The following is a 20,116-nucleotide window of genomic DNA, read 5'->3' as shown; positions in this document are numbered from 1 at the left end:
TCAATCGATCTGCTTGAGGAATTCCAGAATGGCTTCGTTGACGGCTTCGGGAGCTTCCTGCTGGGTCCAGTGCCCGATTCCGGGGATCATCCGGTTAAGCCGCAAGTCCTTCACGAAGTGCGGCATCATCTCGATGCCCGCAGCCGCCATCATCACGACGCCGTCATTGGTTCCGGCCACGTACATGGCGGGCTGGTGGATCTCGGTCGGGGCGTCTTTCGTGAGTTCCCAGTAGAGGTCGTGGTTGCGGTAGTAGTTGAGCGGGCCGCGCAAGCCGGATCGGGAGAACTCTCCGGCGAAAAAATCGAGGTCTGCCTCGGTCAGCCATTTTGGGAGGCTCTTCGGTTCCGGCATGTTCGAGAACATATCGTCGTGTTCCCCCTTTACGGGAAGCGATGCGAGGTCCGTCTCGCCGCCGCCGAGCACAAGGAATTTCTTCAGGCACATGCGGATGTCGCGCTCGAACTCGGCTTCGGCGACGCCGGGTTCCTGGAAGTAGAGCTGGTAGAAGAACTGGCCCTTGAACATCTCGCGCAGCATCGGCATCGGCTGTACTGGCGAGCGGGGCATGAAGGGGACCGACAGTCCGCCTACGGCGCGAACGACGTCCGGGTGATTGAGCGCGCAGGCCCAGGCAGTGGGCGCGCCCCAGTCATGGCCGATGACGATGGCCTTGTCGTAGCCGAGCGCCGGGATCAGTTCGATGATGTCCTTGACGACTTCGGACTGGCAATAGGCCGCGATCTCGGCGGGCTTGTCGCTCTTGCCATAGCCGCGCATGTCGGGCGCGACGACGTGGTAGCCGGCCGCCGCGAGGGGCGCGAACTGGTGACGCCAGGAATACCATGACTCTGGAAATCCATGCAGCAGCAGCACAAGAGGGCCCTTGCCCGCCTCGGCGATGTTCAGGGAGATTCCGTTGGTGGCAACCCGGCGCTGTGTGACGCCCGGCCAGCTCATGCGGCCACCAGCGGGCGGGTGCTTTGCGTCTCGCCGGGCAGGATCGCGCCGCGTGTCTCGGCATTGTAGCCGCCAACCGCCGTCCAGGCGACGCCGCCGCCGACGATGACCGTGTCCACGCCCATCGCGTCGCGGATGTACCGACTGCCATCGCCGGGTACGTCCTGGACATACTTCTCTTCGCCGCGATTGATCGTCTTCGGATCGAAGATCACGATGTCGGCGATGTAGCCCTGCTGCAGGAGGCCGCGGTCTGGAATGCCCCAGATGGCAGCAGTTTCGGAGGTGATCTTCTTGACGGCGGATTCGATCGACATCGAGTTCAACTCACGGACATAGTGCGCAAACAGGAAGCCCGTGTCGCCGTAGGTCGAGAAGGACAGGATGTGCGCGCCGCCGTCACTGGCGCCGATGTGGACGCGCGGGTGCTTGAGGAGGGCGCCGACGCGCTCGTCAGAATTGTGGCCCATGTCGGCCGCCAGGAAGTGGGCGTCGAGATTTTCCTCAATGGAGAGGTCGATCATCACGTCGATGGGTGTGGTGGCGCGTGCAGCGGCGATTTCGCCGACGGTCATGCCAACATATTTCTTGTTCGCTTCGGTCTGCACGAGGCGCAGGCGCAGGTTCGGCCAGAGAGCGGCGTAGACGGCGGATTCGGCGACGAGCTTCTCGCGGGTCGCAGCGTCCTTGAAGGCGGCGACGATCTGCTCTGGCGTGCCGAAGCGGATGATACGGTACCAGCTCGGCAGGCGGATGAAGAGAAGGCTCGGCACCGCAAAGCAGAAGCTGATGTCGATGGGGCGCGTCTGAACCTGCGGCCAGACGCGGGCGCCGCGGGCGAACTGTTCGTCAACGCGGCGCATGACGCGGTCGACGGCGTCGACGTTGTCGGCGTTCACGAAGAGCGGCGAGAAGGTGGTCGGGATTGCGTACTTGAGCGACAGTTCGGCCAGCTGGTCGAGACGGGCGATGGTGAGGTCAGCGTCGTAGAACTCCGGCACGATTTGCAGGATGCGGCCATACTCGCCCAGCACGCTCGCGAAGGCTTCGACTTCATCTGCATCGGCGTAGCGGCTGGGGACTGGCTGGAGCCTCTCGTCCATGTCCACATAGCTGGTAGAGAGGCCGATGGCGCCGGCATCGAGGCATTCACGCAGGACGCCCTGCATGGCGGCTATTTCTTCCGGCGTTGCGGTGCGCTCCATTGCGGCGTCGCCCATTACCCAGAGGCGGATGACAGAGTGGCCGACGAGCGGTGCGACGTTGATGGCGAGACCCTTGCGGATGCGTGTAATGTACTCAGAGAAGGTTTCCCAGTCCCAGACAACGCCCTCCTTGAAGGCCTTGTAGGGCATTTCTTCGATCTGGTTGAACATGCCCACGAGCTTCATGCGGTGCTCTGTTTTCAGCGGCGCGAGGGAGAGGGAGCAATTGCCGGGCACGATGGTCGTGACGCCGTGGGAGAGGGCAGGCTTTGCGTAGCCATCCCAGAGAAGTTGCGCGTCAAAGTGCGTGTGCGGATCAATGAAGCCGGGCGAGACGACCTTGCCTTCAGCGTCGATTTCCTTGCGCCCCTTTTCCGAGACGCGGCCGATCTTCGCGATGCGATTGCCACTAAGTGCAATATCGGCATTGTAAGCGGGCATGCCGGAGCCGTCGACGACGCGGCCGTTCCTGATCACCAGATCGTACATTTCAAGTTTCTCCCAGAAATTTCATGTATTCATGTCCCGGCATATCGGCCGGACGATGCGACGAGTGCGTCGCGGACTTTTTCCCAGCTTGCGCCAATCAGGCCATCGGCCGACTCGGCGGCGCAGGACGCGAGCAGTGTGCTGGCGGCAAACTCGTCGAGTGCGACGAGGGACTGGCCGCCATTGTCGAACGACAGCGTCACGACCAGCTCGGCTTCGCCGTCATGGGCGGCCGCGATCTGGACATGGCTGATCGTGGCGTGGCTCATGGTCAGGCGCGCGGCGCCTCGATGAAGATGACGTCGCTGGGCAGTATGGGGTTGGTACCGCGCACGCCGCCTGCAACGCCGGCAGCGCGCATGAAAACGTGCAAGTTCCAGCTTTGCAGCTGAGAAACCGCCTCGGCTTCCGGCGTGCCGGGCAGGGAGCGGGCGGCAATGGTCGCCCAGGTGTCGCCGCGCTGAGGCAGGATCGATTTGCGGACGGTCGAGAGTTCTGCGGCGGGCATCTTCGGCGTTTCCTCGTGTCTATAGGTAAAATTAGAACACGTTTCAAAATTTTCGACAAGCGGTTCCGAAGGTTGAAAAGGGCATGACGCAACGTCCGACCGGGCATGACCTAGCGGCAATCGGTGCGGCCTCAGGGCCGGGGGATCAGGCGTTGAGGTAGTCCCGAATCAGACGGGCGGCGTTGACGGAGGCTTCCGGGTGGTCGCCGGAGATCGTTGCGTTGAAGCCGGCGGTTTGGGCGCCACGGAACCGCGCGTGGTCCGCGATCGCCGTTCTGACGAAGGCGATTACTTCCTCTGCCGTGCGGCCGACTTCGCCATAGTACCAGTGCTTGTAGTGGACATCGTTGTGCCAGTCGCGGACATGCGCATCGGCGAACACGCACGGCTTGGGCGTCTGGAGGAACTCGTAGACCTGGCTGCTGATGTCGCCGACATAGATATCCGCGGCGCGTGTGTAGTCCATGTTGATGGAGTGGATGCTGCCACCGTCGAAGCGCAGGTTCGGACGCCCAGCGGTTGCGGCGAGATGGTCGAACAGGCGGCGCGACTTGCCGCGCATGCGGACATGCGGCGCGATGATGACGTTGAATCCGCTGAGCTCGCCGAAGCCGCGCACCAGCGCTTCGCCCATCAGCGGCCAGGAAGACAGGGGATCGTCGAAGTGTGGGTTATAGAGGACGATGGGATTGTCGTTGCCGAAGAAGCGGGGTGGAGCATCTCCCAGGACATCGAACTTGGTGTAACCGACGACGTGGCAATTCTCGGGTGTCCCGATGCCGCGCGCAATGAATTCGTCCCGATACTTGTCGCCTGCAGTGAGGATCAGGTCGAAGGCGGAGATCCGACGGGCAAAGCTTTTGGCGCGGTCTCCGGTTCCGTGAGGGATGTGGATGAGCTTGGGACAGCGTTTGCCGAGCAGGGTTTTCAGCATCGTGGACGTGCGCTCAGGCGTGAGGACCCCATCGAAGGCGGCGAAGATGTTTCGTGAAAGGAATATATTTGGTGCACGCGGCGGGCAGACGTGTAGTGGCCGATCCGTGTACACGAGCGGTGTACGGATGATCAGCCCGGAGAGTTCGGGCGCATGGGCTGCGATGATCTGCTCATGCCAGTGAGTAGAGACGAGGAGGTGCGTGCGTACACCCAGCTTGTGAAGCTCGCGTGCCGGGCCAAGAACATGAAGAAGCTGATGAGACTCGCCAATCGCGGCGACGAGAACGCTGGGGGATTTTGCAGTCATGGGCGCGCTCAAAAGCCGTGCTCTTTCAGCGCGTGAAAGTCGCCGACGGTGTCGACTTCGGCCCAGCGATGGCCCTTGATGAGGACAGTCTCGACCGCTTCGGTTGTGTTGGCGAGGGCGTCGATCGCCTTAAGGAACCAGGACGCGACGCCGTCCTGAGTGCGCATCATCTGTTCGAGCTTGCCGCGGAAGAGGCCGACGCCTTCTCCCATGAAGCGCAGCATACCTATGGATTCTGCATGTGTAACGTCGGGCGGCAGGGTCTTTCCGATAGCGCGCAGCTTCGTGCCGTCGAGGGTGACCTTCATGTCGTCGGAGTCGTAGGTGTCTTTCTGGTCGATGGTCACCTGGATGGGGCTGGCCCTGTGGTCGATCACGGCAGTCAGGAGATTCAGCTCGAACAACGTGTCACCGTTAATCAGCATAAAGTCGCCGTCCATCTGTTCACGGACCATCCAGCAGCTGGCGAGATTGTCGGAGACCTGGAAGAAGGGGTTGAAGAAGGGTGTAGCTTTCAGCGGGCCGGTCCGGCGGGCAAGTTCGGCTTCGACCAGACTGGGCATGTAGCCGGTGACGACGGTGACTTCGCGGATGCCGGCGGCCTCAAGCGTGTCCAGCTGGTGGCCGAGCAGGGTCGTGCCCTGCACAGGCAGCAGGCATTTCGGGATAGACTCGGTGAGGGGCAGAAGGCGGGAGCCCCGACCTGCGCTCAGGAGGATGGCTTTCATGCAGGGCGCGGGCCTTTTACTTCGAGGAACCGGACATCGGGCGATGTGAAATCGGCAATGGTGATAGAATGGATTTGCGCTGCGCGTCTTAGACCAGACGAGGGGTTAACCGCAATCGCATGATCTGCCTGCAGCAGCATGCCGAGGTCGGAGATATGGTCGCTGTAGGCGTAGGTGGGGCCGGTGAAGTTGAATTCGGCGAGCCGGCGCAGCTTTTCGGCGCCGTAGCAGTTGGCGCCGAAGAGGCGGGGCGGCGGGTGGCGCGCATCAGCGGTCCAGTCGAGGCGGGTGGCGATGACCTGATGCACACCGAGGGCGCGGGCGAGTTTGTCGGCATAGAGGTCTACCGACGCGGTGCAGATGACAATATGGTCTCCCCGGGCGGCGTGCCAGCGGATGGCGGCGACAGCGCCGGGAAAGAGTCCGGTGTCGACGTCCCGGGCGATGAAGGCGTCGGCAGCGGCGTTCAGCTGTTCGCGGCTGAGCCAGGTGAGCGAGCGGAGCGCGCGAACCTTGACCGAGTCGCGGCTGGCCAGGCCTAGCTTGTGGATCAGGCCGTGGAGGGCAAGGACCGGAAGGCCAAGCCAGAAGACCAGGCGGCGCTTGTTCACGAAGATCAGGAAACGCGTCCAGGTGGGCTCGCGGGTGATCGTGCGGTCGAGGTCGAAGATGGCGGTGCCGGCCATCCGTGTCAGCCTTCGAGCCATGAAACGGGTTTTGCCGGTTGTATCTTGGCTTGCAGGAGGCGAACGCCGTGGAAGATCAGGCATGCGGCGGTCCAGGCTGCCACGAGGACGAAGCCCCAGGCGGGTTGGCCCGCGATTACGGCGAGCATGAAGATCACCATGTTCGGGTTTCGCCGCGCCGTGATCTCGCGGACAAAGGAGTCTACCGGCTGCCAGACGTGAATGTGAAATCCGAACAGGCGTATGAAGAGGCCCTCCTCGATGCGGCTCAGAACGTATCCGGCGAGGATCACGATGAGCGAACCGGACAGCCATTCCGGGGGGACATTGTGCGGGCCGGTAACGCCGAGGCCGACGAAGATCGCCCAGTACCAGAAGGGCGGATGGATCAGGTCGATGCCGTGGTCATAGATATTGCCCCAGCTGGAATAGGTCATGGTGGTACGGGCGAGCTTGCCGTCGACAGTGTCGAGGAAGGTCATCATCCAGGCGGCGGCGATGCCGGCGGCCCATTGGCCGGTCCAGAAAAGCCAGAAGGCGAGGATCACGAAGCCGAGACTGGCGGTGGTGACTGTGTTCGGTGAAATCCGCAGCCAGGCGCAGAAGCGGGTCGCATGGAAGGCGGGGATCGGCCAGGCGTACTTGGTGACGAGGTCGGTGACCCCCTTGTAGGAGCCCTTGAAGAGGATGCGCTCGATCTCGATGGCAGGCTCGGTACGCATCGAGAGGGCGTAAGGGACTTCGCGCTTGCGGAGGGACTTGTTGTAGGCGTCGGCGAGGTCGTGCATGTCGCCGGGCTCAAGGCCGGCGTCGACAAGGGCAGCGCGCAAAACGTGCGGCGTGCCGAAGAGGGGGAGGACCGCGTCGGCGGCGGCGCCTTCTGGCAGATGGACTGCGACGAGCTGTTCGCCCTTGCCTTCGGTGGCGGGCGCGAGGAGAGCGGCGCCGGGGCGAGCGAGGAGGTTGCGCTGGAGCGAAGGCGAGAGCACCCATTCGGTGCCCAGCAGCAAGCGGCCGTTGGCATTGTCGACCCCGGCGGCACTGGCCTTGACCCAGGCCCTGCGCTGCCACTCCGCGAGGTCCAATCCCCATAGCTTGGACGGAATGTCCCCGAGAAGGCGGACGGATACGGAAGGTGTTGTCATTCTGGAAATTAGCCTGAGAGTGTCACTGTACCGGGACTGATGGATCGGGGAGAAAGCAGGTCATGCAACGCAATGCAACGTTTGAAACCTTTGGCGGGACAGCGACCCTGATTTCGGACTACTCCTACTGGAGTGTCCAGGCGCGGCCCAAGCAGGCGACGCTCGGCGCGCTGGTGATTCTGGCGCATGGGCCGGCCACCGCCTTTTCCGAGCTGCCGCCGAATGCATTCGCGGAGCTGGCCGAGGTCGTCGAGGACGTCGAGACGACGACCGTGAAGACCTTCGGCAATGACAAGATCAATTACCTGATGCTGATGATGGTGGACCCGCACGTCCATTTCCATGTTCTGCCGCGCTATAAGGCGCCCGCCGTCTTCGAAGGCGAAAGCTATCCGGATCCGGGTTGGCCCGGACAGCCGAACCTCGCGGCCTCGGAGCGGTTGGCGGACGTCTCGAAGGTGGCGGACATGTTGCGACGAGCTTGGCCACGGCCCCGCGACTGAAGCCCCGGCAGCGCGCATCAGACGGCCCGCTTTGACAGGATGCTGCGGACAAGCACGAGGTCGCCGGGCGAGTCGACGTCGATGGCGGCTTCAGCGAAAGGCATCTTCACGACGCCGATACGGGCTTGCATCCGGGCGGAAATGAGTTCGAACACGCGCTGCACGCCCGGGCGCCCGATCAGGATGCGCAGACCCGTGAGCAGGCCAAAGCGCCAGGCGATGCGCCAGGGCTTCTTTCGGTCCTGCTCAGCGGACTTCCAGAACTCGATGACCTTCAGGGCGGCAGGTGTCGCGACGAAGAACAGGTTGCAGCCAGAAAGCGGCTCGTCGCCGAAATTCAGGTAGGTGCGCTTCGTTTCCGGATAGGCAGCATGGATCGTGTCGCGGCCTGCAAGGCCAATGGTCAGGTCTGCGCCGCCGGCAATGGCGGAGGCAAGAAAGTGGTCCACCATGGCGGGTGTGAGGAGCGCGTGGTCGCAGGTGGTGACGAGCAAGGGAAGGGTGATGTCCCGCTCAAGTGCGCCGAGAAGGCTGGAAGCCGGGCCGCCTTCCACCGAGGCTGCTGTTCTGGCGGGAGTGTGGCCGCGTGCCCGCTCCAGCAGCGGTGCGTCGAGGCCAGAGACAAAGGCGGGCTGGCGCACCAGAGGGCTGTGACTCAAGGCGCGGAGCACACGGGCGAGCATCGGTTCGCCGTGTATGTCGATCAGCGCCTTGCTCGCCACGCCTTCGGCGGCACACAGCGGATCGCCGCTTGCACGTGCGCCCGCGAGCACAAGCGCGGACACGGCTGGCGCGCCGACAGCTTTGCTCAAAGGGATTTTCCGTAGATGCGGTAGGTCTTGTATTTCGGGGCATCCCAAAGCGACATCAGGTTAACCAGATCCCGGTTGGATTCGAGAATCCAGGACGCTTCGACTTCGCGCACGCCGCGGGCATGCTGGGCGGCGAGCGCCGCGTCGGTGGCGGCAACCATCGTCACAAGGCCGCGTTTTGTCTTCTGGTATTTGCGGCGCAGGCCAGCCAGCGGCAGTCGCGCCGTACGCGTGCCCTTGATGTTCAGTCTGTGCAGAAGCTGCGCCCAGCCGAAAGGGAGAAGGCGGCCGTCGAGGCCTTCAACGGCCTCATTCAGGTTCGGCAGCAGAAGCGTGAAGCAGGCGGGCTCGCCGTCGATCGATCCGATCCAGAGGCCATCCTTCCGGATCAGTGGTTTCAGTTCATTGGCCAGGTGGGTGATCTCGTCCTTGCCGAACGGAACGAAGCCCCAGTTCTGCGACCAGGCATCGTCGAAGATGTCGAGGATCAGCTTGATCTCGTTTTCGTAATCGCGCGTGTTCAGCATTCGGATCTCGAGAGTGGAATCCTTTGCAAACGCTTTCGTCAGCCTACGGAGTGCTTCGGGTGCCTGGTAGACTTCGCCAAGGCGCATATTGTAGGCGTGCATGTCCATCGCCTTCCCGTAGCCGAGGCTTTCGAGTGTGGGCGCATAATCGGGCCGGCCATGGGGCATCATCATGACGGGCGGCGTCTCGAAGCCTTCGATCAGCAGCCCGCATTCCTCGTTGACCGAAAAATTGAACGGGCCGGCGATCTTCTGCATGCCGCGCGCGCGTAGCCAGTCCTCTGCTGCCTGCATCAGGGCGGCGGTGGCCTCGGGATCAGGCGAAACAGTATCCAGGAAACCAAAATGGCCAGTCTGGTCATTGTACCGCGTGAGGTGCGCCGGGTTTGTGAAGGCGGCAATGCGGCCGACGACTTCGTTACCGCGCCGGGCGAGCATCATCTCGCAGGTCATCCGGGCAAGGGCCGGGTTACGGGCGGGGTCAATCTGCGCGGCGCGTTCGAATCGCAGCGGCGCCCGCCATTCGGGGAGGTGACCGTAGGCACGGTACGGGACTTCCAGGAAGGCCTTCCGGTCTGCAGCCGACCCGGCCTTACGGACCGACAGCACGGCGTCTGATGGCTTGTTCAGGCTGGCGTGTACGTTCATCGCTTGAGCTCCAGCCTGACGCGGGTCGTGTCTTCGCCGGCAGAGAAGGAGGCGTCCTCGAAGCTCGGCATCCGCAGGCGGAGCGGCTTGTTGTTGGAGAGGGCAAAGGGCTCGGCCGGCAGCATGTTCCACTTGCGGGCGAGATCGCGGTCTGCGTTCACGTCATGGTAGGCCGCGAGGGCGTATTTCCCGGCACCCGAGAGGTTGAAGCAGACTGTCTGGGATTCGTGCTCGGCCGGCACGCGCACCCGCTGGACGCGAGAAGCCTTTCGCAGGAAATCGTGCTTGCTGGGGCGATACAACTCTACGGTGAGAATCCCCTTGGCTTCGACGCCGGTGACCAGGACTTCGATCTGCGGGGACTGGCTGCCACAGACGGCCGGAACCTCATGGGGGCGGATGTCCAGTTTGGGCCGTGCGTCGGCCAGATTGGCTGCAGGCAGTGTCATAAATAAAATGAGCAGAGCCTTGCCAACGCGCATCAACATATTCCTATTGTGACACATTGCTTACGATTGCATCTCAGTAATGCCAAGGCGGCGCCTGGATCAATGGAAGGGCTCAGTCGTTCGGTGCCGTGATCTGCTGAAAGCAGGGGCGGATTGGTTCCAAGGGGTGCAATAGCAGGTATGATCGCCAAGCTGGATCGTTACCTGATCAGGAGCCTTGTCGGCCTGTTTGCGGGCCTGACGGTGCTGGCCATCGCCCTGTTGCTGCTGGAACGGCTGATACGGATCATCGAAATCGTCTCGGGTTCCTCCAACACGGCATTGGCTGCCGCGCTCATGGTGGCGAACCTGATCCCCCATTACCTGGACCTTGCGATCCCCGGGGCCTTCCTGATTGCCATGATCGTGACGATCGACCGGCTGAGCCGGTCCGGCGAGATTGTCGCCCTGATGGCAGCGGGCGTGTCGCTTTACAGGATTGTGCTGCCCTATGTGGGCTTTGCGGCGATGCTGGCCCTGATGTCGTTGCTGATCTCCGGCTTTCTGCAGCCGCTGTCGCGCTACAGCTACCGCCAGATCGTGCACAATATGCAGAACGAGTCGGTCATCACGGCCTTCCAGGAAAGCAAGTTCGTCCAGTTCGATGGCCGTATCGTCTGGACCGACAGCGTGGCGCCGTCGACCCGGCGGCTGGGGCAGACCTTCATTCTCGAAACCCGGCCGGATGGCTCGCGGACTTTCCTGACTGGCGGGTCGGGCCGGCTCACGGAAGTGGAGCGCGGCAAATGGGTCATCACGCTCGACGCGGGTTCCGGCGGCACCATTGGCCGACAGGGCACCATAGACGAAGGCGACCGTCTGGAATTCGGCGAACTGACCTGGCCGATCAACTCTGACGAAACGGCTTTCCGGCCGCGCGGCGGCGATGAGCGGGAGTTGTTTCTGCCCGAGCTTTTGTCTGTGGGTCAAAGCGAGCGCGCCGCGAACATCAGCCCGGAGGTTGCAGTAGCTGACTTCCATGACCGGACAAGCCGGGCGGCGCTGTTGCTGGTGATGCCGCTGATCGCGGTGGTGCTCGGCCTTAACCTCGGGCGCATTCCGAGGTCGAGCGGTGTCGTGCTGGGGATCCTGTTCCTGCTCGGGGTGCAGAAGGTATTCGAATACTTGCTGGCGATCAGCGGCGAAGGCGGCGTACCGGCCTGGAGCGTGTTCTGGCCATTTGTCGGGATGGTCGGGGTCACTGCGCTGCTCCTGTTCCAGAGGCTTGCTACCCGCCGGTTGTTGTTCGGCGGCCCCCGGATCAGGGCGCAGACGCGCGCGGCCTATCTGGCTGAAGGCGGACGGGCTTCGGCGTCGTCATGAAACACCTTCACCGCTACCTCTCCATACTCTTCCTGCAACGGCTGGTCATTGCGGTACTGGCGATGGTGGCGCTGCTCGGTGTACTCGATGCGCTTGGCAATGCCGACAAGCTGCCAGACGGCGCCGGCTTTGCCGGGCAGATGCGGTACATGTGGCTGCGCCTGCCGATCCTCTTTGACCGGACGATCGTGTTTGCCCTGCTGCTGGCCGTCCTGCTGACCTATGCGTCGCTGTTCCGGCGCAACGAACTGGTGATCATCTCGGCGGCAGGTGTGTCGATCTTCGGGCAGATACGCATGCTGATCCCGGTCGTATTCCTGGCGGGGGTTGTGTCGGCGGTGGTGATTGACCGGGCGAGCCCGCCAGCCAGCGCGGCGTTACAGAACTGGCTGGGTAGCGAGGCGATGCAGGAGGATACCCAGACGCCGGAAAGGCTATGGCTGTCCGACGGGCCGAGACTGATAGAGTTGCAGAGTTTGCAGGACGACGTGCTGTCCGGGATCACGATCTTCGAACGCGATGAAACCGGCGCCGTGATTTCGATAACGACGGCGGAAAGTGCCCGCCATGTGAAGGGCGGCTGGCAATTGGCGGATGCGCGGCATCAACGGTTTGACGGGCAGGAAATGCAGGCCGACAATTTCTGGCCGAGCCCGCAAACACCGGCGAGCCTGGGCAAGCTGCTGACCGAGCCGCGCGACATGTCATTCTCCGATCTTCTGACGTTCAATGAGATGCGCGGCTCAGGCAGCCGGCCGTCGAGCGCCTATCTTCTGTGGGCGCTGAACCGGTTGTCGCTGCCGCTTACCTGTCTCGGATTCCTGATCCTCGCCGTGCCAATCATGCAGCTTTATGGGCGCCGTGACAGCAGCGACATGGCGCTGGCGAGCGGTGTGGCGGCAGGCTTTGCGTTCATGGTGGTGGATGGTGTGCTGAAGACGTTGGCGGAGAACGGGAACTTCAGCGCGGTGGCGGCCGTATTGCTGCCGACTGTGGGACTGATGCTGGTTGGGGTGTGGCTGGCTCTGCAGAAGGAAGAACGGAAATGAGCGCGCCTGCCGGGCTCGTCTTCAACCCCCATAGCCATACCGTCCAGCGCAAAGGCTCCGTACTCGAAGCGGCCGCGCCCGGGATCCCGGGCGCGCATCTGGTTCGGCTGGAAGACTTCTCCAGGCTGGATGAACAGATGACGGCGCTGGCGAAGGCCGGCGTGCGGGCAGTGTTCGTGGAGGGCGGCGACGGTACGTTGCAAGCGGTGCTGTCCGCCTGCTTTGCATTGCAGGCGAAGTTCCACGGCTTGCCTGAGTTTGCCATCCTGCCGGGCGGCAGCACCAACCTCGCCTACAAGGTGTGCGGGCTGCGTCTGCACGAGCCGGAACAGATCGTCGAGTTCATCGCGCGCTTTCGCCATGACAGCGCGTCGGTGGCGCGCGTCTACCAGTCCGGCTTGCGGGTCGAGAGTGCGGCGCTGGCTAGGTCGGCGATCGGGATGCTGCTGTCGACCGGATCCCTGGCGCGGGTGATGCTGTACGCGCAGCGTGAGATCCTGGGCGAGGGCGACCGCGGTTCGCGGGCAGTCGGTGAGGCGGCGATGCGGTTTATCCTGTCGCCGGAAAGCCATCTGGACCAGGACGGTCTTCCGCTTCTGCGCGGCAGTCCGCTGGTGGCCAACTGCAAGTCATTCCGGCTGCAGGGCGAACATGCGATGAGCCTGATGACGACCTTGCCGTCGCTGAGCCTTCGGCTGAAGCCATTCTGGGGTGAGGGCAATGCGCCGATCGCTGTAACCCACGCAGAGTGGCCGATACGCGGGCTGCGTGCCGCCTTCCTGAAGATCGTGGCGGGCTGGACGGGGCCGCAAATGGTGCGGCACGGTTTGACCAGTCACCGGAGCGATGGTGTGGACCTGATCTATACGGGCCCGGTTGTGCTGGACGGCGAACTCTTGCCCGCGCCGGCGGATGGACGCATCAGGATCAGCGTAAGCCAGCCGATCAGTTTCCTCAGATGACACGCGACGTGGTGATCGACGGATTGCGCGCCATCGTGCGCGATGACCAGGTGCCGGTCAGCGAGGCGGCCATGGCGATGGCCGACGCAATTCGCGCGCGCCATCCGGGCGCGGTGCGCGGCCTTGTGTTCTACGGCTCGGCGCTGCGGCAGGGCGAACAGTCGGACAAGATGCTGGATTTCTACGCCATCGTCAGCAGTTACCGCGCCGTTCACGGGACCGGCTTCAAGCAACTGGCGTCGTTTCTGATTCCGCCGAGTGTCCACTTTCTTGAGATCAAGGACGAGGCGGGCAACCGGCTGCGCAGCAAGTATGCCATCGTGTCCGAGAAGGCCTTTCACCGGCGCACGCGCGGCGGCGCGTTCGAGACGATGCTCTGGGCGCGTTTCGCGCAGCCCGCGACGGTTATCGCGGACGATCCGGAGGTTTACACGGCGTTGATCGATACGCTTGCGCTCGCGTGTCGGAAGCTCGGTGAGGAAGCACGCCCCCTGGTAAAGCGCCCGTTTGACCCGCTGGAGCCATGGATCAGAGGACTGGCGGCGAGCTACCGGACGGAATTGCGGCCCGAGAAGCCCGACGCCAGGGCCCGGGAGATCGTGGGACGGTTCGAAGCGCGCTACCGGCGGCTGTCTGCATTGCTGTTTCCGGAAACCCTTCCGGAGGCGGAGGGTTTGAGCCGCATGTTCGGGCGGGCACGTTGGACAGCGCGGCAGATTGTGGGCAAGCCGATGGGCGCGATGCGCGTGCTGAAGGCCGCAGCGACCTTCGATGCCGGGCTCGACTATATTCTCGAGAAGATCGAGAGCCATTCCGGCGTGCGGCTCGAAGTCACCGAGAAGGAACGCAAGCGGCCGGTGCTGAATGCGCCGATGCTCGCCTGGCGCCTCTACCGGGCCGGCGCGTTCCGCTGATCGCTGAAGGCTTCAGCTATTGAGCTTGCGGAAGGCGGCGAGGATCTGGTTGATCTCGTCCTCGCTGTGGGCCGCAGACACGCTGAGACGAAGCAAGGATTTTGCATGTGGCGTGGCGGGCGGAACCGCGAGGTTTACGTAGATGCCCGCTTCCATCAGCTGGTTCCATTCGCGCACGGCGGTCATTTCGTCCGGACGCGGAATGGCGATGATCGGGCCTGGGCCTGACGCAGGCATGAAGCCTGCAGCAATAAGGCCCGCATGCAGCTGGTGCGCGCGGGTCCAGAGGATCTTGCCAAGGTCAACACCGGTTTCGATCTGTTTCAACGCAGCGCGCGCCGCTGCCATGTTCGAGGGCGAGCCAGATGCGGTGAAAAGATAGGGCCGCGCCGTGATGCGGGTGTATTCGAACTCCACATGGCGCGAGACGCAGAAGCCGCCGATGGAGGCAAAGCTCTTGGAGAAGGTGCCGGAAAGGAAGTCAACCTGATCCAGAACCCCCTGCGCCTGCGCAATACCGCGGCCGCGTTCGCCGTAGCAGCCAACCGAGTGCGCTTCATCGACATAGAGCAGCGCGCCGTGCTCGCGGGCGACAGCCACGAACTCGTCGATCGGGGCGACATCGCCCAGCATTGAATAGAGACCTTCGACGACAACCAGGCGGGCACCTTCTTCCGGCAGTCGCGCGAGGCGCTTGGCGAGGTCTTCGGGGCTATTGTGGCGGAAGCGGATGGTTTCAGCGTCACTAAGGCGGCAGCCATCATAGATGCAGGCATGGCTGTCTGCGTCGATCAAAAGGTGATCGCCGCGCCCCACAAGGGCGCTGATGGCTGCAAGGTTGGCCTGGTAGCCGGTAGTGTAGACGATGGCGGACTGGGCGCCGAAATAAGCCTTCAGGTCCTCTTCGAGCAGCACATGTTCCGAGAAGGTGCCATTGGCGAGGCGGCTGCCGGTCGTGGCGCTGCCGTGCTGGTCTATGGCGTTTTTGGCGGCGGTCTTGACCTCTTCGGAATAGGTCAGGCCAAGATAGTTGTTGGTGCCGGCAAGGATGACTTCCCGGCCGCCGACGAGCGCGCGGGTGGGGGAGAGGATATCCTCGAACACCATGCCGAAAGGGGTTTTTCCGGCCGCTTTGACGGCCTGGAAACGCTCGGCGAGCTTGTCGAACTTCGAGAAAATGTCTTTTTTCTTCAAATCACTGTCAAACATTGGCCAGCTGCCTGATGGTTGCGACAAGGTCCCGGACAGTGTCGATGTTTGAGGCTTGTTCGATCGGGAAACTGATATCGTACAGGTCTTCGAGTTCCATCACGATGTCAAATATCTCGACGGAATCGATCTCTAGATCGGCGCCGATGCGCGTTTCCGGGACAATCGTGATGCCGGTATTGCTATGGGCGGCCAGCAGCTTCGAAATCTCTTCAAACAGGGATGCCTGATCCAGTTTCACGTCTCACTCCTGTGCGTTTCGCTGCCACCGGTTCGCGACTGCCTACCAGATGCCAGAAACGGAGCAAGGCACCGTTCCAGTGTTTCATGCAGCGGCAGGGGGGAGTCGATCCCGGTTTCGGCGATCCAGTCGCCTGAAAACAGCTCCCTGACCTTGCCGCTGGAAAAGACCTGCGGGTTGCCGCTGATCCGTCCGGCGAAGTCAGCGAGATAGCCCGCTCCCTGCATCAGGAAAGGCGCCACAGGCACTTTCCGGATGCGCCGTCCCGTCACCCGGGTCGCGCTGGCAGAAAGGTCGTTCCAGCTGACGCTCAGGTGTCCGGCGGGCGTGAGGAGGCGGTACCCGGCGGCGGGGGCGGCGGCGAGGGCTTGCAGGTAACGGGAAAGGTCCAGCACATCCATTACGGAAAAGCGGAACTCACTCTGCCGCCCACCCGGAACTGGCAGGAGGCCTGCGGCGAGCAGCGAGAGGACCGGCTGGGTGGCGGTATCGCCGGGACCGAGGATCGCGGGCGCCCGGACAATGGTCAGCGGCATGTCTCCCGCCTGATCGCGGGCGAGGCGCTCGCTGTCCGCCTTGGAGCGGGCGTAGGCGGAGACGTCCGGCCGCGAGGCGGTCAGGGACGAAACGTGGACGAAGTGGCTGACACCGGCGGCGCGCGCGATGGCGACGAGCGCGGCCGTCTGTTGCGCATTGACGGCGTGGAACTCGGCCGCGTTCCGGGCCTTGGTGACGCCAGCGAGATGGATGACGACCCGGGCGTCTTCCGTGAGCTGTTTCAGCGCGGCTGCGTCTGTCAGGTTGCCGCTGATCCAGTCGAGTCCAGGTTGTTCAGTGAGCTGACGATTTTTCTGCGCGCGGGCAAGGGCGGGAACGGTGTGGCCTTCAGCCAACAGCATTGGCAAGAGGGCTTGCCCGACGAATCCAGTGGCTCCTGTCAGCGCGATCCGGGGCCGGGCGTCCATCCTGTAAGATGGCTCTTGTCAGGGCGCTATGGCGGCGAGACCAGCGGTGCCACCCATATCGTCTGACCAGGCGCCGGACACGTAAGCTGCCCGGGCGCCGGCGCGGCTGAGTTTACCGGAGCTGGTGACCGGCAATGTCTTTATGCTGATCAATTCAACCATGATCGGGACACCGGTCGCGGCGCGGGCGGCGGCGGAAATATCGCGCACCAGTTCTTCGCGGATTTCCGGTTCGCGGGCGCGGCATTCAGCGAGGAGGACGATGCGGGGCGCGCCGGCATCGTCCTGCGTCTCAAAGGCGGCGGAGCGCGCGATGGACCGGCCGCCGGCCTTCTGCGCAATCCATTCGATGTCCTGCGGCCAGATGTTCCGGCCGTTCCAGAGGATCATGTCCTTCGAGCGGCCCGTGATGACCACTTCGTCTTCGAGCCAGTAGCCGAGGTCGCCCGTATCGAGCCAGCCTTCAGCATCCGTCAGTGGCTGGATCGGTTCTCCGACACGGAAATAACCGGCAGCGATCGACGGGCCGCGAACCAGTATGCGGCCAACCTGGCGATGTTCGAGTTCATGGCCATGCGCGTCGGCAATCTTGAGTTCCATCGAGGCAAGCGGGCGGCCGCAGGCGACGAAGGTGCGGTCGCCGCCGTCGCGCGTCAGATCGGAAGCCGGCACGGCGCGGTCGGAGCTTTGCATCCTGCCGAGATCGATACGGTCGGTGCGCAGGCCGGCGTCGAGCGGCGCGAACGCAACGGCAAGGGTCGACTCGGCGAGACCGTAGCTCGGGACGAAGGCAGACGGGTTGAAGCCAGACGGTGAAAAGGTCTCGGAAAACTCGTTCAGGGCGTCGTTGCGAACCATGTCGCCGCCAATGCCGGCGGCGCGCCAGCTCGACAGGTCGAGCGCTTCACCGCGATGGCGGCGCACGCAGAGTTCGTAACCAAAGCTGGGGCTGTAGGAGAGCGTGCCCTTGTTCTCGCTGATCAGTTTCAGCCAGGTGCCCGGGCGGCGGGCAAAGTCGGTGGGCGAGAGCAGGTCGATCGACAACTGCGAATACATCGGGGCGATGAAGAACCCGACGAGGCCCATGTCATGATACAGCGGCAGCCAGGATACGGCGCGGTCGCCTTCGCGAACCTGCAGGCCTTCCTGGATGATGGCGCGGCAGTTGGCCGAGAGGCTCGCCTGCGTGGCGACAATACCCTTGGGCTCACTGGTGCTGCCGGAAGAGAACTGGATGTAGGACACCTCGTTTGCCTGATGGGGGATGGCTGTCACCGACTCGGCGGGCAGGTCCGAACCGGACAGGTCCAGCACCGGAATGCCTTCCGGTGCGACGGCTGAGATGAGGATGTCGCGAAGGGCTGCAGGCGCAAGGACAGCCGCAAGGCCGGCGCGGCGAACCATCTTGTTGACCTGCCATTCGTAGGTCTGGCGCCCGCCGAAAGCAGCGGGGAGGCTCAGGGGTGCCGGAACGATGCCCGAATACTGGCAGGCCATGAAGGCCACAAGGAAGTCGGGAGACGTTTCGGCGACCAGGCCCAGTCGGGATTGCCGCGGGAAAGCGGCGGCGAGCCGGCCTGCCATGGTGACCGCGCGGCTGCGCAGGTCCTTGTAGGGGAGGCTGGAGACCAGTCGGCCGTCCGCGCCATAAAAATTGATGCCCGTCAGCCCTTTGGCTGCGTAATCCAGCGCGTCACACGCTGACTCGAATGATCCCAAGCGGGGACTTGTCCCGGCCGTCGTTACGGTTGGTACCAAAATGTACTGCCCCCGATCTCACTCAAAAAAGCTGGCGACACGCCGCATTCGGCCAGCATGAACCAACGAATTCACGCGAATGACACATATCGTCAAGTGAACTCGTGCATAACGATTACGTTTTGGACACTTTGGTGTCGTTATCACTACAGTCGGGCGGGTTTCCGCCAGGGCGACTGCAGAAATCACAGGTTCGCTTTGATGGAAGCGCTTGCGCCTAGTCGGTTCCCCGGTTGCGGCCCGCGTTGTTAATCTGCTGTTTTACTGACAGTTTTCCGGAACACCGCGTAGAGCAGCGCGACCAGAAGCAGCGATGTGGCGGCCGTCGCGATTGCGGCGCCCATCGAACCTTCGGCCTGGACCAGCCATATCAGGATTGCGACGTAGAGGGCGGCGACGACCGCGCGAACGAGCAGGACCTGACCGGGACGGCCGATGGCGACCAGCGCCGGCTCGATCGCCACGCCTGACAATTCGAAAGCGGCGGCGAGTGCAAGGACGAGTAGTACGGGATAGACAAAGAGATAGGCGTCTCCGCCGATGAGCTGCAGCGCCGGTTTGCCAAGCAGAACCACTACTGCAAGGGCGACCAGACCGGCGAGACCTCCGATCAGGCAGGCCCGGCCGACGGCCCGGCGGATCTCCGCATGGCCGGTAACCGCCAGTTTGGCGAACTCGGGATAAACGGCGCGGGCCAGGGCAATGGTGGGCTTGTTGAGGGCGCCCGTGAGCTGGGTTGCGATCCGGAAGCCGCCGGCTGCGACAGCATCTACAGCCCAGCCGACGGCGAGGACGGGAAACTGCTTCCAGACGAGGTTCAGGGAGGTGGTGAAGTTGGTTGTCCAGGCGAATTTCCACAGGCCTTCGTTTTCGGCGACGACACCGCGCAGGAAGGGGCCGGGGATCGGGTCGCGGTAGCGCCGGCGGATTTCGCGGGCGCTGGCCCACCACATAGCTATCGTGGTGACCAGTTCGGCGACGGCCCATGCGGCGAGGTAACCCGCGATGGAGGCGCCGGTCAGCCAGGCGGCTACGGCGCCGACCAGGCGCATCGCGGGCAGGACCGTCTCGGCATAGGCAGCGATGTCGAACCGATCAAAGAGACGGAGGATGCCAGTCGGTGCGCCGCGAAGGCCGAAGAGCAGGGAAAGGCTGAACAATACGGCGATGTCTTGTTGCGCCTTCGACCAGCCGAACTGAGCGCCGAAAAGGTAGACACCTGCCACGGCCAGCAGCGCGCCGGTAATGGCTGCGCCGAAGTCGAGCAGGGCGGAGAAGAGGATGATCCGGCGAAGCTTGTCATGTGCCTTTCCCGCATCATGGATGGCACCGTAGCGCACGACGGTCTGCCAGGACTGGAACTGCGCGAGATTAGCGACTGCCTGACCGTAGGAAAGGATCAGCGCGAAAATGCCGAAACTTTCAGCACCAAGGCTGCGGGCAGCGAGCGCGAGATAGATCAGGCTGAACACGCCGCCGATGCCCTTGCCGGCCAGCAGCCAGCCCGCGTTGCGAATGGCGCGCTTGATCGGCCCTTCGGGTTGGCTGGGCTGTTCGGTCAATCGGCGGGTTCCCTGCTGCTCGCCCGCGTTCGGGTGAACTGTTCGTCATTCACCTGAACTCCTGCCGGGTGGCAACGGGGCAAGTGTCCCGGCTCGGGAAAAATGCCGCATACACGCCGGGCCCTGCGGCAACCGCACTTCAGGTCACAAGCTAGTGGTATATCCTATAGCTCGATGCCCAAAAATCTATT

21 protein-coding genes are annotated in these 20,116 nt (G+C 63.3%); 5 read left to right on the top strand and 16 right to left on the bottom strand.

Annotated features, from left to right (window positions below; translation table 11 throughout):
- The 8 genes from Q0C17_RS06285 to Q0C17_RS06250 form a co-directional block, all read right to left on the bottom strand.
- Window positions 1-960 (bottom strand): alpha/beta hydrolase, encoded by a 960-nt coding sequence (locus Q0C17_RS06285; RefSeq protein WP_291203006.1) that lies wholly within the window; start codon window positions 958-960, stop codon window positions 1-3.
- Complete coding sequence (locus Q0C17_RS06280; protein ID WP_291203003.1) at window positions 957-2,654, bottom strand: amidohydrolase family protein; 1,698 nt, start codon at window positions 2,652-2,654, stop codon at window positions 957-959. Before Q0C17_RS06280 ends, Q0C17_RS06285 begins: the two co-directional genes overlap by 4 nt.
- A gap of 29 nt (window positions 2,655-2,683) precedes the next feature.
- The gene (locus Q0C17_RS06275) at window positions 2,684-2,923 is read right to left on the bottom strand and encodes a hypothetical protein (protein ID WP_291203000.1); all 240 of its coding nucleotides are present in this window, start codon (window positions 2,921-2,923) and stop codon (window positions 2,684-2,686) included.
- Window positions 2,924-2,925: 2 nt separating this feature from the next.
- Complete coding sequence (locus tag Q0C17_RS06270; protein WP_291202998.1) at window positions 2,926-3,162, bottom strand: hypothetical protein; 237 nt, start codon at window positions 3,160-3,162, stop codon at window positions 2,926-2,928.
- A gap of 145 nt (window positions 3,163-3,307) precedes the next feature.
- A complete protein-coding gene (locus Q0C17_RS06265) occupies window positions 3,308-4,405 on the bottom strand; it encodes a hypothetical protein (protein WP_291202995.1) in 1,098 nt (365 codons plus the stop codon).
- Window positions 4,406-4,413: 8 nt separating this feature from the next.
- Entirely contained in the window at window positions 4,414-5,133 is a 720-nt protein-coding gene (locus Q0C17_RS06260; RefSeq protein WP_291202992.1) for a phosphocholine cytidylyltransferase family protein, read from the bottom strand.
- Window positions 5,130-5,819 (bottom strand): HAD-IB family hydrolase, encoded by a 690-nt coding sequence (locus tag Q0C17_RS06255; RefSeq protein WP_291202989.1) that lies wholly within the window; start codon window positions 5,817-5,819, stop codon window positions 5,130-5,132. Before Q0C17_RS06255 ends, Q0C17_RS06260 begins: the two co-directional genes overlap by 4 nt.
- A gap of 5 nt (window positions 5,820-5,824) precedes the next feature.
- Window positions 5,825-6,964, bottom strand: coding sequence for a CDP-alcohol phosphatidyltransferase family protein (locus Q0C17_RS06250; RefSeq protein WP_291202986.1), 1,140 nt, complete (start codon window positions 6,962-6,964; stop codon window positions 5,825-5,827).
- Window positions 6,965-7,026: 62 nt separating this feature from the next.
- On the opposite strand from Q0C17_RS06250, the gene Q0C17_RS06245 reads away from it, so the two are divergent.
- Window positions 7,027-7,467 (top strand): HIT domain-containing protein, encoded by a 441-nt coding sequence (locus Q0C17_RS06245; RefSeq protein WP_291202983.1) that lies wholly within the window; start codon window positions 7,027-7,029, stop codon window positions 7,465-7,467.
- Between the two features lie 17 nt (window positions 7,468-7,484).
- Here Q0C17_RS06245 and Q0C17_RS06240 read toward each other — a convergent pair whose 3' ends face one another.
- The 3 genes from Q0C17_RS06240 to Q0C17_RS06230 are packed head-to-tail and all read right to left on the bottom strand — an operon-like array spanning window position 7,485 to window position 9,903.
- A complete protein-coding gene (locus Q0C17_RS06240) occupies window positions 7,485-8,279 on the bottom strand; it encodes a nucleotidyltransferase family protein (RefSeq protein WP_291202980.1) in 795 nt (264 codons plus the stop codon).
- The gene (locus Q0C17_RS06235) at window positions 8,276-9,454 is read right to left on the bottom strand and encodes a hypothetical protein (protein WP_291202977.1); all 1,179 of its coding nucleotides are present in this window, start codon (window positions 9,452-9,454) and stop codon (window positions 8,276-8,278) included. Before Q0C17_RS06235 ends, Q0C17_RS06240 begins: the two co-directional genes overlap by 4 nt.
- The gene (locus Q0C17_RS06230) at window positions 9,451-9,903 is read right to left on the bottom strand and encodes a DUF2141 domain-containing protein (RefSeq protein ID WP_291202975.1); all 453 of its coding nucleotides are present in this window, start codon (window positions 9,901-9,903) and stop codon (window positions 9,451-9,453) included. Before Q0C17_RS06230 ends, Q0C17_RS06235 begins: the two co-directional genes overlap by 4 nt.
- Before the next feature lie 180 nt (window positions 9,904-10,083).
- Here Q0C17_RS06230 and Q0C17_RS06225 point away from each other — a divergent pair, with 180 nt between their 5' ends.
- From Q0C17_RS06225 to Q0C17_RS06210, 4 genes are read left to right on the top strand one after another with little or no spacing between them, the layout of a single operon-like run.
- Entirely contained in the window at window positions 10,084-11,265 is a 1,182-nt protein-coding gene (locus Q0C17_RS06225; protein WP_291202972.1) for an LptF/LptG family permease, read from the top strand.
- On the top strand, window positions 11,262-12,314 hold the full coding sequence (locus Q0C17_RS06220; RefSeq protein WP_291202969.1) for an LptF/LptG family permease: 1,053 nt from the start codon (window positions 11,262-11,264) through the stop codon (window positions 12,312-12,314). Before Q0C17_RS06225 ends, Q0C17_RS06220 begins: the two co-directional genes overlap by 4 nt.
- Window positions 12,311-13,276 carry a diacylglycerol kinase family protein gene (locus Q0C17_RS06215; protein WP_291202966.1) on the top strand — a complete coding sequence of 322 codons (966 nt, stop codon included), beginning with the start codon at window positions 12,311-12,313 and terminating at the stop codon, window positions 13,274-13,276. The genes Q0C17_RS06220 and Q0C17_RS06215 overlap by 4 nt, the downstream gene beginning before the upstream one ends.
- Window positions 13,273-14,190: a hypothetical protein gene (locus Q0C17_RS06210; RefSeq protein WP_291202963.1), complete on the top strand. Its 918-nt coding sequence runs from the start codon at window positions 13,273-13,275 to the stop codon at window positions 14,188-14,190. Before Q0C17_RS06215 ends, Q0C17_RS06210 begins: the two co-directional genes overlap by 4 nt.
- A gap of 12 nt (window positions 14,191-14,202) precedes the next feature.
- Here Q0C17_RS06210 and Q0C17_RS06205 read toward each other — a convergent pair whose 3' ends face one another.
- From Q0C17_RS06205 to Q0C17_RS06185, 5 genes are all read right to left on the bottom strand, one after another.
- On the bottom strand, window positions 14,203-15,399 hold the full coding sequence (locus Q0C17_RS06205; RefSeq protein ID WP_291202960.1) for a pyridoxal phosphate-dependent aminotransferase family protein: 1,197 nt from the start codon (window positions 15,397-15,399) through the stop codon (window positions 14,203-14,205).
- Window positions 15,392-15,640 (bottom strand): acyl carrier protein, encoded by a 249-nt coding sequence (locus Q0C17_RS06200; protein ID WP_291202957.1) that lies wholly within the window; start codon window positions 15,638-15,640, stop codon window positions 15,392-15,394. The genes Q0C17_RS06205 and Q0C17_RS06200 overlap by 8 nt, the downstream gene beginning before the upstream one ends.
- Window positions 15,637-16,605, bottom strand: coding sequence for an NAD(P)-dependent oxidoreductase (locus Q0C17_RS06195; protein WP_291202954.1), 969 nt, complete (start codon window positions 16,603-16,605; stop codon window positions 15,637-15,639). The genes Q0C17_RS06200 and Q0C17_RS06195 overlap by 4 nt, the downstream gene beginning before the upstream one ends.
- Before the next feature lie 18 nt (window positions 16,606-16,623).
- Window positions 16,624-18,363 carry a fatty acyl-AMP ligase gene (locus tag Q0C17_RS06190; RefSeq protein ID WP_291202951.1) on the bottom strand — a complete coding sequence of 580 codons (1,740 nt, stop codon included), beginning with the start codon at window positions 18,361-18,363 and terminating at the stop codon, window positions 16,624-16,626.
- 248 nt (window positions 18,364-18,611) lie between these two features.
- On the bottom strand, window positions 18,612-19,925 hold the full coding sequence (locus tag Q0C17_RS06185; protein ID WP_291202948.1) for a lipopolysaccharide biosynthesis protein: 1,314 nt from the start codon (window positions 19,923-19,925) through the stop codon (window positions 18,612-18,614).
- Between the last annotated feature and the right edge of the window lie 191 nt (window positions 19,926-20,116).

Source organism: Hyphomonas sp., assembly GCF_022844445.1.
Lineage (GTDB): Bacteria > Pseudomonadota > Alphaproteobacteria > Caulobacterales > Hyphomonadaceae > Hyphomonas.
The sequence above is the reverse complement of the archived record's forward strand: the minus strand, read 5'-3'. Positions and strand labels throughout refer to the sequence as shown.